1 protein-coding gene is annotated in these 15,721 nt (G+C 74.2%); it reads right to left on the reverse strand.

Features of this window, described 5'->3' with window-relative positions:
• Positions 1-60: 60 nt before the first annotated feature.
• Positions 61-15,531 carry a type I polyketide synthase gene (locus ACWCQS_RS41050; RefSeq protein WP_451009232.1) on the reverse strand — a complete coding sequence of 5,157 codons (15,471 nt, stop codon included), beginning with the start codon at positions 15,529-15,531 and terminating at the stop codon, positions 61-63.
• Between the last annotated feature and the right edge of the window lie 190 nt (positions 15,532-15,721).

The following is a 15,721-nucleotide window of genomic DNA, read 5'->3' on the forward strand; positions in this document are numbered from 1 at the left end:
CCCGTGGTGAGAGTGGTGGGATGTGTGCGAGCCGGAAAGCGCGGGCTCGGTGCGCGTGGGTCAGGAAAGGCCGAGCTCGTCGTCGAGCAGGTCGAAGATCTCGTCCGCGGTGGCGGAGTCGATGTCGCCGCTTCGGGTGCCGTCGGTTGCACTGTGCGTGTCGTTCCACTTGGACAGGAGCTCTCGCAGGCGGGCGTCGATGCCGGGTCGTTCGACGTCGTCGGGGCCGACCGCGGAGAGGATCGCCTCGAGCCTGTCGAGTTCGGCGTGCACGCCGTGGGCGGCCGGGGCGGCGCCGTCGCCCAGCTCTGCGCTGAGGTGACCGGCGAGCGCCGTGGGGGTCGGATAGTCGAAGATCAGCGTGACGGGCAGGCGGATGCCGGCGGCCGCGCCGAGTCGGTTGCGCAGGTCGACGGCGGTGAGCGAGTCGAAGCCCAGGTCGAGGAAGCCGCGGCCCGGGTCGACCGCGTCCGGCCCGGCGTGGCCGAGCACGGCGGCGACCTGGGCGCGCACCACGTCGAGCAGCAGGCGTTCGCGTTCGGTGCCCGTCAGTCCGGCCAGGCGCTGCTCCAGGGAGGCCGCCGTGGGTGCGCCGACCGTGCCCGGGCCGGCGGCGGCGCGCGCCGCCGGGGTGCGGACGAGTCCGCGCAGCAGCGGAGACAGGGTGCCTGCGGCGGCCTGGGCGCGCAGTCCGGCGGCGTCGGTGCGCATCGGCACGAGCAGCGGGTCCGGACGCGTGCCGGCCGCGTCGAACAGGGCGAGGCCCTCGGCCACGGCCAGTGGCGCGACGCCGGCGCGAGCCATCCTGGTCAGATCGGCCTCCGTCAGGGCGCCCGCCATGCCGTCGTCGGTGGCCCACACGCCCCAGGCGAGCGAGGTGGCCGGCAGGCCCTGGGCCACGCGGTGCTGGGCGAGCGCGTCGAGGAAGGTGTTCGCCGCCGCGTAGTTGCCCTGCCCGGCGGCGCCGAACAGGCCGGCGACGGAGGAGAAGAGGACGAACGCGGTCAGGTCCAGGTCGCGGGTGAGTTCGTGCAGGTTCCATGCCGCGTCGGTCTTGGGACGCAGTACCCGGTCGATGCGGTCCTCGGTGAGGGAGTCGAGGACCCCGTCGTCGAGGACACCGGCAGTGTGGACCACCGCGGTCAGCGGGTGTTCGCCCGGTATCGCCGCGAGCAGCCCGGCCAGCGCCTCCCGGTCCGCGGCGTCGCACGCGGCCCACGTGACGCGGGCGCCCGACGCCGCCAGTTCGGAGGTGAGTTCCGCGGCGCCTTCGGTGGCCTCGCCGCGACGGCTGGCCAGCAGCAGGTGTCGTACGCCGCGTTCGGCCACCAGGTGCCGGGCGACCAGCCGGCCGAGGGTGCCGGCCCCGGTGATGAGGACGGTGCCGGACGGGTCGAGTTCAGCGGCGGCGGTCTCCGCGGTCACCGCGGCGCGGGCCAGGCGGCAGGCGTGCGCGGTGCCGGAGCGCAGGGCGAGTTGGGGTTCGCCCGAGGCCAGGGCGGCGGCCAGCACCCGGCGTGAGGCGTCGGTGCCGTCGGTGTCGAGCAGCGTGAACCGGCCGGGGTTCTCCGACTGCGCGGCGCGGACCAGACCCCACACCGGTGCATGGACGAGGTCGGTCACGTCCTCCGTCGGCCGGGTTCCGGTCGCACCGGTGGTGACGAACACCAGGTGTGCCCGGCCGAGGCGGGCGTCGGCCAGCCAGGTCTGAACCGTCCGCAGGGCCTCGCGGGTGGCGGCCCTTGCGGCCTCGGCGGTACCGCCGGTCCCGTTCCCGGTCCCGTCGCCGGCGGGCAGCGGGACGAGCACCACATCGGGTACGTCGTCGGCGGCGGCGAGCGCGGGCAGGTCGGGGTAGTGGACGAGTCGTTCGCCGCAGAGGGTGTCCGCGTCCTCGGGGCGGCCCAGCACGGCCCAGCGTTCGCCGGCCGGAATGCCCTCGGCCGGCACCGGTACCGGGGTCCACTCGACCCGGAACAGCGAGTCGTGGCCGGCGCCGCGGGACGCGGCGAGCTGTCCGGCGTTCACGGGGCGCAGGATCAGCTCGTCGACGGAGGCGACCGGGAGTCCGGTCGCGTCGGCGACCTGCAGCGCGACACCGCCGGAGGCGCCCGGGGCGAGACGCACCCGCAGCGAGTCGGCGCCGGCGGCGTGCAGCCGGACACCGGTCCAGGCGAACGGCAGGCGGGGGCCGCCCGCGGTGCCGTCCTGGTCCGGGAGGCGTCCGCCCAGTCCGATGCCGTGCAGGGCGGAGTCGAGCAGTGCCGGGTGCAGCCCGAAGGCGGTCGCGTCGATTCCGGGGCCGTCGGGCGGCCCGATCTCGGCGAACAGGTCGTCGCCGCGCCGCCATACGGCTCGCAGGCCCTGGAAGACGGGGCCGTAGCCGAGTCCGGACGCGGCGGCGGCCTCGTACAGGCCGTCGGTGCGGACCTCGACGGCGCCCTCGGGCGGCCAGACGGCCAGGTCGAACGGTTCGCCTGCGGGCGCGGTGGCCAGCAGGCCGGCCGCGTGCCGCAGCCACGGCTGTGCGTCGGCCGCGTCCTCGGGGCGGGAGTGCACGGCGAGGGTGCGCCGGCCCGAGTCGTCCGCCGGTCCGACGGTCAGACGCAGGTGGAGTCCGCCGTGGTCGGGCAGGACCAGAGGTGTTTCGAGGGTGAGTTCCTCGACGGTGTCGCAGCCGCTCTGTGCGGCGGCGCGCAGCGCGAGTTCGACGAAGGCGGTGCCGGGCAGCAGCACGGTGTCCATGACGGTGTGGTCGGCGAGCCACTGCTGGGTCTGCAGGGACAGTCGGCCGGTGAGGACGAGGCCGCCGGACTCGGGCAGTTCGACCGTCGCGCCCAGCAGGGGGTGGTCCGCCGCGTCGAGGCCGGCCGCCATCACGTCCTCGGCGGAGAAACCGACGTCGAGCCAGTAGCGCTGCCGCTGGAAGGGGTAGGTCGGCAGCTCGACGCCGCGCGCGCCGGTGGCCGCGAAGAACGCCGTCCAGTCCACCGCCGTGCCGCGCACGTGCAGCCCGGCGAGCGCCGTCGTCACCGACTCGGCTTCCGCCCGGCCGCCGCGCAGCAGGGGCAGGAACGCGCCGTCGGTGACGCTCTCCTGTGCCAGCGCGGAGAGCACCGCGTCGGGTCCGAGCTCCACGTAGGTGGTGACACCCTGCTCCTCGAGCGCGCGTACGCCGTCGGCGAAGCGGACGGTGTCGCGCACGTGCCGCACCCAGAAGTCGGGCAGCGTCACGTCCGTCCCGGTCAGGGGGGCACCGGTGAGGCAGGAGACGACCGGGATGCGCGGCGCGTGGCAGGTGAGGCCCTCGGCGACCTTCCTGAAGTCGGCCAGCATGCCGTCCATGTGCGGGGAGTGGAAGGCGTGGCTGACGGTCAGCCGGCGCGTCTTGCGTCCCCGCACCGCGAAGGCGGCCGCGATGTCCAGTACCGCGTCCTCGTCGCCGGAGATCACCACGGACTGCGGTCCGTTGACTGCCGCGACGGCGACACCGTCGGGAAGGGTGATCTCCTCCTGCGTGGCCTGGATCGCCACCATCGCGCCACGCTCCGGAAGGTCCCGCATCAGCCGGCCGCGGGCGGCCACCAGGGTGCAGGCGTCCGCGAGCGACAGCACACCGGCACAGTGCGCGGCGGCCAGCTCGCCGACGGAATGACCGCACAGCACGTCGGGACGTACGCCCCATGCCTCGACCAGCCGGAACAGCGCGACCTCGAGGGCGAACAGGGCGGGCTGGGTGTAGTCGGTACGGTCCAGCAGTTCGCCGTCCGCCGCGAAGAGCACGTCCTTGAGCGGTTCGTCCAGGTGGCGGTCGAACTCGGCGCAGACCGCGTCCAGGGCCTGCGCGAACGCCGGGTACGCGGCGTACAGTTCGCGGCCCATGCCGGCACGCTGGCTGCCCTGCCCGGTGAAGAGGAAGGCGGTCGTGCCGTCCGTGGCCGTGCCGCGCAGCGCCGTACCCTGCGCCTCGCCGCGCGCCAGCGCCTCCAGGCCGCGCAGCGCCTGGTCGCGGTCGGCGGCGAGCAGGGCCGCCCGGTCGTCGAGGGCGGCACGGGTCGTGGCCAGGGAGAAGCCGAGGTCGGTGAGGCTGCCGTCGGGGTGGGCGAGCAGGTGGGAGCGCAGCCGGTACGCCTGGGCCTGCAGGGCGTCCGTGCCCCGTGCGGACAGCAGCAGCGGGACGACCGGCAACCCGGTGTCCGGCGCGGTGCCCGTCGGCTCCGTGGTGGCGGGAGCCTGCTCGAGGATGACGTGTGCGTTGGTGCCGCTGATCCCGAAGGACGACACGCCCGCCCGGCGCGGTCCGGACCCGGCCGGCCAGGCGCGGCCCTCGGTGAGCAGTTCCACCGAGCCCGCCGCCCAGTCGACGTGCGGGGTCGGCTCGTCCACGTTCAGGGTCGGCGGCAGCATGCCGTGCCGCATCGCCAGCACCATCTTGATGATGCCCGCGACGCCTGCGGCGGCCTGCGTGTGGCCGATGTTCGACTTGATCGACCCCAGCCACAGCGGGCGGCCCGCGGGCCGTCCCTGGCCGTAGGTCGCGATGACCGCCTGCGCCTCGATCGGGTCGCCCAGCGTCGTTCCGGTGCCGTGGGCCTCGACCACGTCGACCTGCGAGGAGGAGACGCGCGCGTTGGCGAGGGCCTGGCGGATGACCCGCTGCTGCGAGGGGCCGTTGGGGGCGGTCAGGCCGTTGCTCGCACCGTCCTGGTTGACGGCGCTGCCGGCGACGAGCGCCAGCACCCGATGGCCGTTGCGGCGGGCGTCGGAGAGCCGCTCCAGGAGCAGCATGCCGGCGCCCTCGCCCCAGCCCGTGCCGTCGGCGGCGGCCGCGAAGGACTTGCAGCGGCCGTCGGCGGCGAGCCCCCGCTGCCGGCTGAACTCGATGAACGTGCCCGGTGTGAACATCACGGTGACACCGCCGGCCAGGGCCAGCGAACACTCCCCGTTGCGCAGCGCCTGCGCGGCCAGGTGCAGGGCCACCAGGGACGAGGAACAGGCCGTGTCGACGGTGACCGCCGGCCCTTCCAGGCCGAAGGTGTAGGCCACACGGCCCGACACCACGCTGCTGGAGCTGCCGGTGCCCAGATAGCCCTCCACCTCGTCGGGGACGGCGTGCAGCCGGGCTCCGTAGTCGTGGTACATCACGCCGGCGAACACCCCGGTCCTGCTGCCGCGCAGGGACAGCGGGTCGATCCCGGCCCGCTCGAAGGCCTCCCAGGAGGTCTCCAGCAGCAGCCGCTGCTGCGGGTCCATGGCCAGCGCCTCGCGCGGGTTGATCCCGAAGAACGCCGGGTCGAACTCCGCGGCGTCGTGGAGGAACCCGCCTTCCCGGGCGTACGAGGTGCCCTGGTGGTCCGGGTCCGGGTGGTAGAGGGCGTCGAGGTCCCAGCCGCGGTCGGCTGGGAAGGCCGAGACGCCGTCAGCGCCCGCGGCGAGCAGCCCCCACAGGTCCTCGGGGGTGCGCACACCGCCCGGATAGCGGCAGCTCATCGCAACGATGGCGACGGGCTCGTCGTGGCCCGCCGCGGCAACGGGCGCCGGGACGACGGCGGAGTTCGCGGTGCCGGTCAGCTCGGAGCGCAGATGGCGGGCGAGCACGGTCGGATCGGGGTAGTCGAAGATCAGCGTGGCGGGCAGGCGCAGCCCGGTCGCCGCGTTCAGCCGGTTGCGCAGCTCGACCGCGGTGAGCGAGTCGAAGCCGAGCTCCTTGAAGGCCCGGCCCGACTCGACGGCCTCCGGGCCCGCGTGGCCGAGTACGGCGGCCACCTGGGCGCAGACCAGGGCGAGCAGCGTCCGGTCCTGCTCTTCGGCTGGGCGCCCGGAAAGCCGCTCGGCCAGGGCCTCTTCGGCACCGGCGGCGGCCGCCTCGGCCACCCGGCGCACGGGGGTGCGGACCAGGCCGCGCAGCAGCGGCGCCAGGGTGCCGGTGGCCGCCTGGGCGCGCAGGGCAGCGGGGTCCACCCGCATCGGCACCAGGGCCGGCTCGCCGAGCGTCCGGGCGGTGTCGAACAGCGCCAGCCCGTCCTCGACGGTCAGCGGCGGCAGGCCCGCGCGCCGCATCCGGGCGACGTCGGTCTCGTCCAGGCCGCCGGCCATGCCGTCCGCGACCGCCCACAGGCCCCAGGCCAGCGAGGTGGCGGGCAGTCCCTGGTCCGCGCGGTGCCGGGCGAGTGCGTCGAGGAAGGCGTTGGCCGCCGCGTAGTTGCCCTGACCCGGGCCGCCGAAGACGCCGGACGACGACGAGAACAGGACGAAGGCGGACAGGTCGAGGTCGCGGGTCAACTCGTGCAGATGCAGCGCCGCATACGCCTTCGGACGCAGCACCTCCTCCAACCGCTGCCCGGTCAGGGACCCGATGACGCCGTCGTCGAGCACACCGGCGGCGTGCACGACGGCGGTCAGCGGATGCTCGGCGGGCACGGCGGCGAGCACCGCCTCGAGTGCCTCGCGGTCCGCGACGTCGCAGGCGGCCCAGGTGACCTGGGCACCGAGCGCGCCGAGTTCGGCGGCGAGTTCCGCCGCCCCCTCGGCCGCGTCGCCGCGCCGGCCGACCAGCAGCAGCCTCCGTACGCTCGCCTCGGCCACCAGGTGACGGGCCATCAGTCGTCCCAGGGCTCCGGTGGCGCCGGTGATCAGCACGGTGCCCGCGGGGTCGTACGGCCGCGTCTGCGGCTCGGCCCCGACGGCGGCCCGGGCCAGCCGCAGCGCCCGTACGGTGCCCCGGCGGACCGCCAGTTGCGGCTCACCGCACTCCAGCGCCGCCGGCAGGGTCTGCCACGAGCCGTCTTCGTCGTCCGTGTCGAGCAGGACGAACCGGTCCGGGTTCTCGGTCTGCGCGGAGCGGATCAGACCCCACAGCGCGGCGTGCGCCGGGTCGTCCACCGTCTCGCCGGGCTCGGCGGCCACCGTCCCACGTGTGACGAAGACGAGCCGGGACGCGGCAAACCGCTCGTCCGCGAGCCAGGCCTGGGCGGCGTCGAGGGCCGCGACCGCGGCCCGGCGCACCCCGTCCTCGGTCGGGTCGCCGGCCGGCGAGCAGGGCAGCAGGACCACGTCCGGGACCTGGGCGCCGGCGTCCACGGCGGCCGTCAGCGCGGCCAGGTCCGGGTACGCGTCGGCGCGGAGACCGCCCGGTACTCGTCCGGCCGCCTCGCCGTCCGTGCCGAGCACCGCCCACCGTCCGGCGGTGTCGCCCGCGGTCGTCGGCGCGGCGGGCAGCGGGGTCCACTCCTGCCGGAACAGCGCCTCGTGGTAGGTGCCGCGGGCCTGGCGGAGCGCATCGTCCGAGACCGGACGGAGCCCGAGTGCCTCGACGGCGGCGACGGGCGCGCCGGTCACGTCGGCGATCTCCAGCCGGACCGCCTCGGCGCCCGCCGCGACGAGCCGGACGCGGACCGCGGCGGCGCCGCCGGCGTGCAGCGACACTCCCGTCCATGCGAACGGCAGCCTGCCCCGTCCGTCGGAGGCGCCCAGTCCGTCGAGTCCGATGGCGTGCAGGGCGGAGTCGAGCAGCGCGGGGTGCAGGCCGAACCGGCCCGCCTCCGCCTCGGCGTCGCCCGCCAGACTCACCTCGGCGAAGAGCTCGCCGTCCCGCCGCCAGACCCTGCGCAGCCCCTGGAAGGCGGGCCCGTAGGCGAAGCCGATGGCGCCGAGCTGCTCGTAGCGGCCCTCGACGTCCACCTCGGTGGCACCGGCGGGCGGCCACACAGCCAGGTCGAAGGAGGCCGCCGGCCGGCCGCCCGAAGCCAGCACACCGCCGGCGTGCCGGGTCCACGGCTCCTCGGCGGGCGCGTCCTCGGTCCGTGAGTGCAGGGCGAGCGGCCGGCGCCCCGCGCTGTCGGCCGCGCCGACAACCAGCCGCAGCTGAAGCCCGCCGTGTTCCGGCAGGATCAGCGGCGCCTCCAGCGTCAGCTCCTCCAGGTAGTCGCAGCCGGCCTGGTCGCCCGCGTGCAGCGCCAGCTCCAGGAAGGCGGTGCCGGGCAGCAGGACCGAACCGCCGACCGCGTGGTCCGCGAGCCACGGGTGGCTGTGCAGCGACAGCCGCCCGGTGAGCAGCAGCCCGTCCGAGTCGGGCAGCTCCGCGCAGGCACCCAGCAGGGGATGTCCCGTCTCCTCCAGTCCGATGGCGGCGACGTCACCCGCCAGGTAGGGGGGCAACTGGGGCCAGTAGCGCCGGTGCTGGAAGGCGTAGGTGGGCAGGTCGACGCGTCGGGCGCCGGCGCCGGCGTAGTACGCCTGCCAGTCCACCGCGATGCCCCGGGTGTGGGCGTGCGCGAGGGCCGTGGTCAGGGTTTCCGGCTCCGGACGGCCAGCGCGGAGCACCGGTACGAACGCATGGTCCTCGCCGGTGACGCAGTCCTGGCCCATCGCCGAGAGCACACCGTCCGGGCCCAGCTCGATGAACGTGCTGACGTTCTGGGCTTCCAGGGCGCGGATGCCGTCGTGGAAGCGGACCGCCTCACGGACGTGACGGACCCAGAAGTCAGGGTTGGTGATCTCGTCCGGGGTCGCGAGGGCGCCGCTGAGATTGGAGACGAGCGGGATGCGCGGGGCCTCGTACGACAGACCGTCGGCGACCTCCCGGAAGGCCTCCAGCATGCCGTCCATGTGCGGCGAGTGGAACGCATGGCTGACCGCCAGGCGCTTGATCTTCCGCCCCTGCGCCTCGAAGGAAGCGGCAATGTCCAGTACGGCGTCCTCGTCACCGGCCACGACCACGGAGGCCGGACCGTTGACCGCGGCGATGCTCACCGCGTCCGACAGGTACGGGGTGACCTCGTCCTCGGTCGCCTGCACCGCCACCATCGCACCACCGGACGGCAGCTCCTGCATCAGCCGGCCCCGCGCGGCGACCAGCGTGCACGCGTCCTCCAGCGACAGCACACCCGCACAATGCGCCGCCGCGATCTCACCGATCGAATGACCGGAGACGAAGTCCGGCCTGACGCCCCACGATTCGAGGAGCCGGAACAGCGCCACCTCCACCGCGAACAACGCGGGCTGGGTGTACGCCGTCCGGTCGAGCAGCTCGGTGCCGTCGCCGAACATGACGTCCAGGAGCGGCCGTTGCAGGTCTCGGTCGAGGTAGGCGCAGGCGCCGTCCAGTGCCTCCGCGAAGACCGGGTACGCCTCGTACAGCTCCCGGCCCATCCCCGGCCGCTGGCTGCCCTGCCCGGTGAACAGGAACGCCGGCTTCCCGGCGACGGGGGTGCCCTCGACCAGTGCGGCAGTGGCCTGTCCCTGAGCCAGGGTCTCCAGCTCCGCCAGGAGCCTGTCGCGGTCAGCGGTGATCAGTGCGGCGCGGCGCTCGAAGTGGGAGCGTCCGGTGGCGAGCGAGAACGCCACGTCCGCGAGGTCGAGCGAGGGGTGGCGGGACAGGTGGGAGCGCAGGCGTCCGGCCTGGTCGCGCAGGCCGTCCGCGGTCTTCGCGGAGAGCAGCAGCGGGGCCGCCGCGGCCGGTCGTGCCGGGCGGACCGCGTTCTCGTCCGCGGCGGCCTCGGGGGCCTGCTCGAGGATGGTGTGCGCGTTGGTGCCGCTGATGCCGAACGAGGAGATACCGGCCCGCCGGGGACGGCCCTCGACCGGCGTCCACTCCTGGGAGTCCGTGAGGAGGGCGACCGCGCCGCTCGCCCAGTCGACGTGCGGGGTCGGCTCGTCCACGTGCAGGGTCGGCGGCAGGATGCCGTGCCGCATCGCCATGACCATCTTGATGATCCCGGCCACGCCGGCCGCGGCCTGGGTGTGGCCCAGATTGGACTTGACGGAGCCCAGCCACAACGGCCGTCCCTCCGGGCGCTCCTGCCCATAGGTGGCGAGCAGCGCCTGCGCCTCGATCGGGTCGCCGAGCGTCGTACCCGTACCGTGCGCCTCCACCGCGTCGACGTCGGCGGCGGACAGCCCGGCACTCGCCAGCGCCTGCCGGATGACGCGCTGCTGGGAGGGGCCGTTGGGCGCGGTCAGGCCGTTGCTGGCGCCGTCCTGGTTGATGGCGCTGCCGCGGACCAGGGCGAGGACGGGGTGGCCGTTGCGGCGGGCGTCGGACAGCCGCTCGACGAGCAGCACGCCCACCCCCTCGCCCCAGCCGGTGCCGTCCGCGGCCGCGGCGAACGCCTTGATGCGTCCGTCGGCGGCCAGGCCGCGCTGCCGGCTGAAGTCGACGAATGACGCGGGAGTGGACATCACCGTGACACCGCCGGCCAGCGCCATGGTGCACTCCCCGGCGCGCAGCGCCTGGATCGCCCAGTGCAGCGCGACGAGCGAGGAGGAGCATGCCGTGTCGACGGTGACCGCGGGGCCTTCGAGGCCGAGGACGTAGGAGACACGGCCGGACAGGACGCTGGCGGCGTTGCCGGTGCCGAGGAAGCCCTCGACGCCCTCCGGGGCGGCCAGCATCAGGGACAGGTAGTCCTGCCCGTTGGTGCCGGCGAAGACGCCGACGCGCTCTCGGCGCAGCGTCGTCGGGTCGATCCCGGCCCGCTCGAACGCCTCCCAGGAGGTCTCCAGCAGCAGCCGCTGCTGCGGGTCCATCGCCAGCGCCTCACGCGGCGAGATGCCGAAGAACGCCGGGTCGAACTCGGCGGCGCCGGCGAGGAATCCGCCGTCGCGTACGTAGGTGGTGTTCTCGCCCCGGCCCTCCGGGTCGTGGAGGGCGTCGACGTCCCAGCCGCGGTCGGCCGGGAAGCCGGTGATCGCGTCCTGCCCGGCCGCCAGCAGTTCCCACAGGTCTTCGGGGGCGCGCACTCCGCCGGGGAAGCGGCAGCTCATCGCCACGATGGCGATGGGGTCGTCGGCGTCGTCGGCGGAGGTGCGGCGGGCCGGTCCCGTGGTGTCCGGGGCAGGCGCGCCGAGCAGGGCGCCGCGCAGGAAGTCGGCCAGGGCGAGCGCGTTGGGGTGGTCGAACACGAGGGTCGCGGGCAGCCGCAGCCCGGTGAGCGACCCAAGCAGGTTGCGGATCTCGACGGCGGTCAGCGAGTCGAAGCCGAGGTCGCGGAAGGCGCGTCCGGGCTCGACGGCTTCCGGCCCGGGGTGGTTGAGGACGGCCGCGACCTGGGTGCGGACGAAGTCCAGGACGAGCCGCTCCCGTTCGCCTTCCGGTGCGTCCGTGAGGCGGCGCCGGAAGGACGACGGGTCACCCGAGGCGCCGTCGGTGCCGACGACACCTTCCAGGGCGCGCCGTGCCTCGGGCAGGCCGGTGATGAACGGGTTGGGGCGCACGGCGGTGAGTCCGGGTGCGAGCCGCGCCCAGTCGATGTCGGCGACGAGCGAGAACGTCTCGTCGAGCGCGAGCGCCTTGTCCAGTGCGGTGAGTGCCAGCTCGGGGTCCATCGGTGCCAGCCCGGCCTGGCGGAGCCGCTGGGACACCACCTGGTCGGTGGCCATGCCGGCCTCGGCCCAGGCGCCCCAGGCGAGCACGGTGGCGGGCAGGCCCTGGGCCCTGCGGTGTTCCGCCAGCGCGTCGAGGCAGGCGTTGGCCGCGGCGTAGTTGCCCTGGCCGGCACCGCCGAAGGTGCCCGCGAACGAGGAGAAGAGCACGAACGCGGACAGGTCGAGGTCGCGGGTCAACTCGTGCAGCACCGTCGCGGCGGCCGACTTGGGCCGCAGGACGGTGGCGAGCCGCTGCGGGCTCTGGGCGTCCAGCACTCCGTCGTCGAGCACACCTGCGGCGTGTACGACGGCGGTCAGCGGGTGCCGCTCGGGAACCGTGGCCAGCAGCCGTGCCAGGGCGGCGCGGTCGGCGACGTCGCAGGCCGCGACGGTCACCTCGGCACCCAGTGCGGTGAGTTCGGCACGCAGTTCGGCGGCACCGGGAGCGTCCGCGCCGCGGCGGCCGACCAGCAACAGGTGTGCGGCGCCGTCGCGGGCCAGCCGGCGGGCGACCCGGGCGCCGAGCGCGCCGGTCCCGCCGGTGATCAGGGTGGTTCCGGTGCGGGGCCAGGGGTGCGCCGTCGTGTCGGTCGGGTCCGTCTGCCCGGCGCGGGCGAGGCGTCGTACGAAGATGCCCTGAGAGCGTACGGCGAGCTGGTCCTCGTCGCCGAAGCCGCCCGGGTTCGCCGGGGTGCCCATGCCACCGAGGATGTCGGCGAGCCGGGCGAGCGCGCGCTCGTCGGGCGTCTCCGGCAGGTCGATCAGTCCGCCCCACCGCTCCGGGTACTCCTGGGCGGCCGACCGGCCCAGCCCCCACACGTGTGCCTGGCCCGGGCTGCGCAGCAGGTCGGAGCGGCCCACGCTGACCGCTGTCCGGGTGACACACCACAGCGGCCCCTCGACGCCCGCGTCGCCGAGGGCCTGTACGAGCGCGGTGGTCGCCGCCAGGCCCGCCGGCACCGCCTCGTGGGCGGCGTGCGGCCGCTCGTCGAAAGCGAGCAGGGACAGCACGCCGCTGACGTCCGCGGTGGGGCCGTCGAGTGCGGCGCGGATCCGCTCGGCGATCGCCGAACGGTCGTCGGCCGCGGTGTCGAGCGCGCAGTGCCGTACGGTCACACCGCTGTCGGCGAGCATGCGTCCGGCCGCGCTCACCCAGGCGTCGTCGGCGAGCCCGGCGGGCGTGACCAGCAGCCAGGTGCCGGTCAGCGGCCGGTGCACGGTCTGTGTCAAGGGCTGCCAGGTCACGCGGTAGCGCCAGCTGTCGACCGTGTTGCGGTCGCGGTTGCGCCGGTGCCAGGCGGACAGCACGGGCAGGACGTCGCTGAGCGGCTGGCCGGCGTCGACCCCGAGGGTTTGCGTGAGCGCCGCGAGGTCCTCGCTGTCCACGACCTCCCAGAACCGCGCGCTCACCGCGTCGAGGGCCTCGGCGGAGAGGGCCTCCGGCTGGGAGAACGGGTCACGTGGCCAGTACACCTGACGCCGGAAGGCATACGTGGGCAGGTCGACGCGCCGGGCACCGGTGCCGGAGAAGAAGGCCTCCCAGTCGACCGCGACACCGCGGGCGTGCAGCCGTGCGGCGGCGGTCGCCACCGCCTGCGGCTCGGGGCGGTCCTTGCGCAGGGTGGGGGCGAAGGCGGCGCCCTCGCGCGTCACGCAGTCCTGTGCCATGGCGGTCAGCACACCGCCCGGCCCGAGCTCCAGGTAGACGGTGACGTCCTGCCCTTCCAGGTACCGCATGCCGTCGAGGAAGCGGACCGCCTCGCGCACGTGCCGCACCCAGAACTCCGGCGAGCACACCTCGTCGCGGGCCACGATCGTGCCCGTGAGGTTGGAGACGAGCGGGATGTGCGGGGCCTCGTACGACAGGCCCTCGGCAACCCGGCGGAACGCCTCCAGCATCCCGTCCATGTGCGGCGAGTGGAACGCATGGCTGACCGTCAGGCGCCTCGTCTTGCGGCCCTGCTCCTCGAAGCGGGCGGCGATCTCCAGTACGACGTCCTCGTCACCGGCGACCACCACGGAGGCCGGGCCGTTGACGGCCGCGATGCTCACCCGGTCGGTCAGGTACGGGGTGACCTCGTCCTCGCTCGCCTGCACCGCCACCATCGCACCACCGGACGGCAGCTCCTGCATCAAACGGCCACGCGCGGCGACCAGCGTGCACGCGTCCTCCAGCGACAGCACACCCGCACAATGCGCCGCCGCGATCTCACCGATCGAATGACCGGAGACGAAGTCCGGCCTGATGCCCCACGATTCGAGCAGCCGGAACAGCGCCACCTCCACCGCGAACAGGGCGGGCTGCGTGTAAGCCGTCTGGTCCAGGGTTCCGGACTCGTCGCCGAACATCGCCTCGCGCAGCGGCAGTTCGAACCGCGCGAGAACCTCGTCCAGAGCCTCGGCGAACGCCGGATACGTCTCGTACAGCTCACGGCCCATGCCCGCGCGCTGGCTGCCCTGACCCGAGAACAGGAACGCCACCTTGCCCTCGGTGGCCGCTTCCGATGCGCTCGTCATCTCTCCGGCGGCCAGCGCGGCGAGACCGGTCAGCAGTTCCTCGCGGTCGCTCGCGACGAGCACGGCCCGGCGGTCGAGCGCGGGGCGGCTGACGGCCTGGGAGTAGGCGATGTCGGTGAGAGGCACTTCCGGCCGGGTTGCCAGGTGAGCGCGGAGCCGGCCGGCCTGAGCGCGCAGCGCCGCCTCGTCCTTGCCGGACAGCACCACCGGTACGTGCGGCAGGCGCCCCGCCCCATCGGCGGCCGGCGCCGCGGTCCCGGTGGTCTCCTCGGCCTCTTCCAGAATGGTGTGGGCGTTGGTGCCGCTCATGCCGAACGACGAGACGCCGATGCGCCGCGGGCGGTCGGTGCGCGGCCACTCCCGCGCCTCGGACAGCAGCGACACCTCGCCCGCGGACCAGTCGACGTGCGGCGTCGGCTCGTTCAGGTGGAGCGTCCTGGGCAGCACGCCGTTGCGCAGTGCCATGACCGACTTGATGACACCGGCGACGCCGGCGGCGGCCTGCGCGTGCCCGATGTTGGTCTTCAGTGAGCCGAGCCAGAGCGGCTGGTCCTGCGGCCGGTCCTGGCCGTAGGTGGCAATCAGGGCCTGGGCCTCGATCGGGTCGCCGAGTGCGGTGCCGGTGCCGTGCGCCTCGACGGCGTCGACCTCCTGCGGGGTGAGCCGTGCGTTGGCCAGGGCCTGCAGGATGACCCGCTGCTGGGACGGACCGTTGGGTGCCGTAAGCCCGTTGCTGGCACCGTCCTGGTTGACAGCGGTGCCGCGAACCACGGCCAGCACCGGATGCCCCTTGCGGCGGGCGTCGGAGAGCCGTTCGACCAGCAGGATGCCCACGCCCTCGGCGAGGCAGAAGCCGTCGGCTGCGGAGGAGAAGGCCTTGCAGCGGCCGTCCATGGCCAGGCCACGCTGCTTGCTGTAGTCGATGAAGGTGCCCGGCGCCGACATCAGGGTCGCGCCGCCGGCCAGCGCCATCGAGCACTCGCCGTTGCGCAGCGCCTGGACGGCCAGGTGCAGGGCGACCAGCGACGAGGAGCAGGCGGTGTCGACGGTGAGGGCCGGCCCCTCGAGCCCGAAGGCGTACGACAGCCGGCCGGAGGCGACGCTGGCGGCGTTGCCGGTACCCAGGTAGCCCTCGAGATCCTCGGACGAGCTCAGCAGCGCGGTCAGGTAGTCGTGGCTGCTGGTGCCGACGAACACGCCGACCTGCTTGCCGCGCAGGGTCGTCGGGTCGATGCCGGCGCGTTCGAACGCCTCCCACGACGTCTCCAGCAGCAGCCGCTGCTGGGGGTCCATGGACAGCGCCTCACGCGGACTGATGCCGAAGGGACTGGGGTCGAACCCGGCGATGTCGCGGACGAACCCGCCCTGCTTGACGTAGCTGGTGCCCGGGTGCTCGGGATCGGGGTGGTAGACGGTGTCGAGGTCCCAGCCGCGGTCGGCGGGAAACTCCGTGACGACGTCCACTTCTTCGGTCACCAGCTGCCACAGGTCCTCGGGAGAGGTGACCCCGCCGGGGTAGCGGCAGCTCATCGCCACGACGGCGATGGGGTCCTGGTTCTTCGCCTCGGCCTCACGCAGGCGCTGACGGGTCTGATGCAGATCCGCCGTCACCAGCTTGAGGTAGTCCCGCAGCGTCTCTTCATTCGCCATTTAAACGCAACCCATTTACGGCAGACGGCATCGGAAAAAGGAACCAGAAATAAATCGGACCGAGAAGTGATTCAACCCGCTTCTCGTGGGCAGGCTATGGTCGCCCAAATGCCCTCGACAACCCCTGACCGCCCCCTACCCACCCCTGAGCGACCGGAGGTGAACAGGGGGGAGGGCATGAGGTACCGGC

The sequence above is a fragment of the Streptomyces sp. NPDC002076 genome (assembly GCF_053593835.1).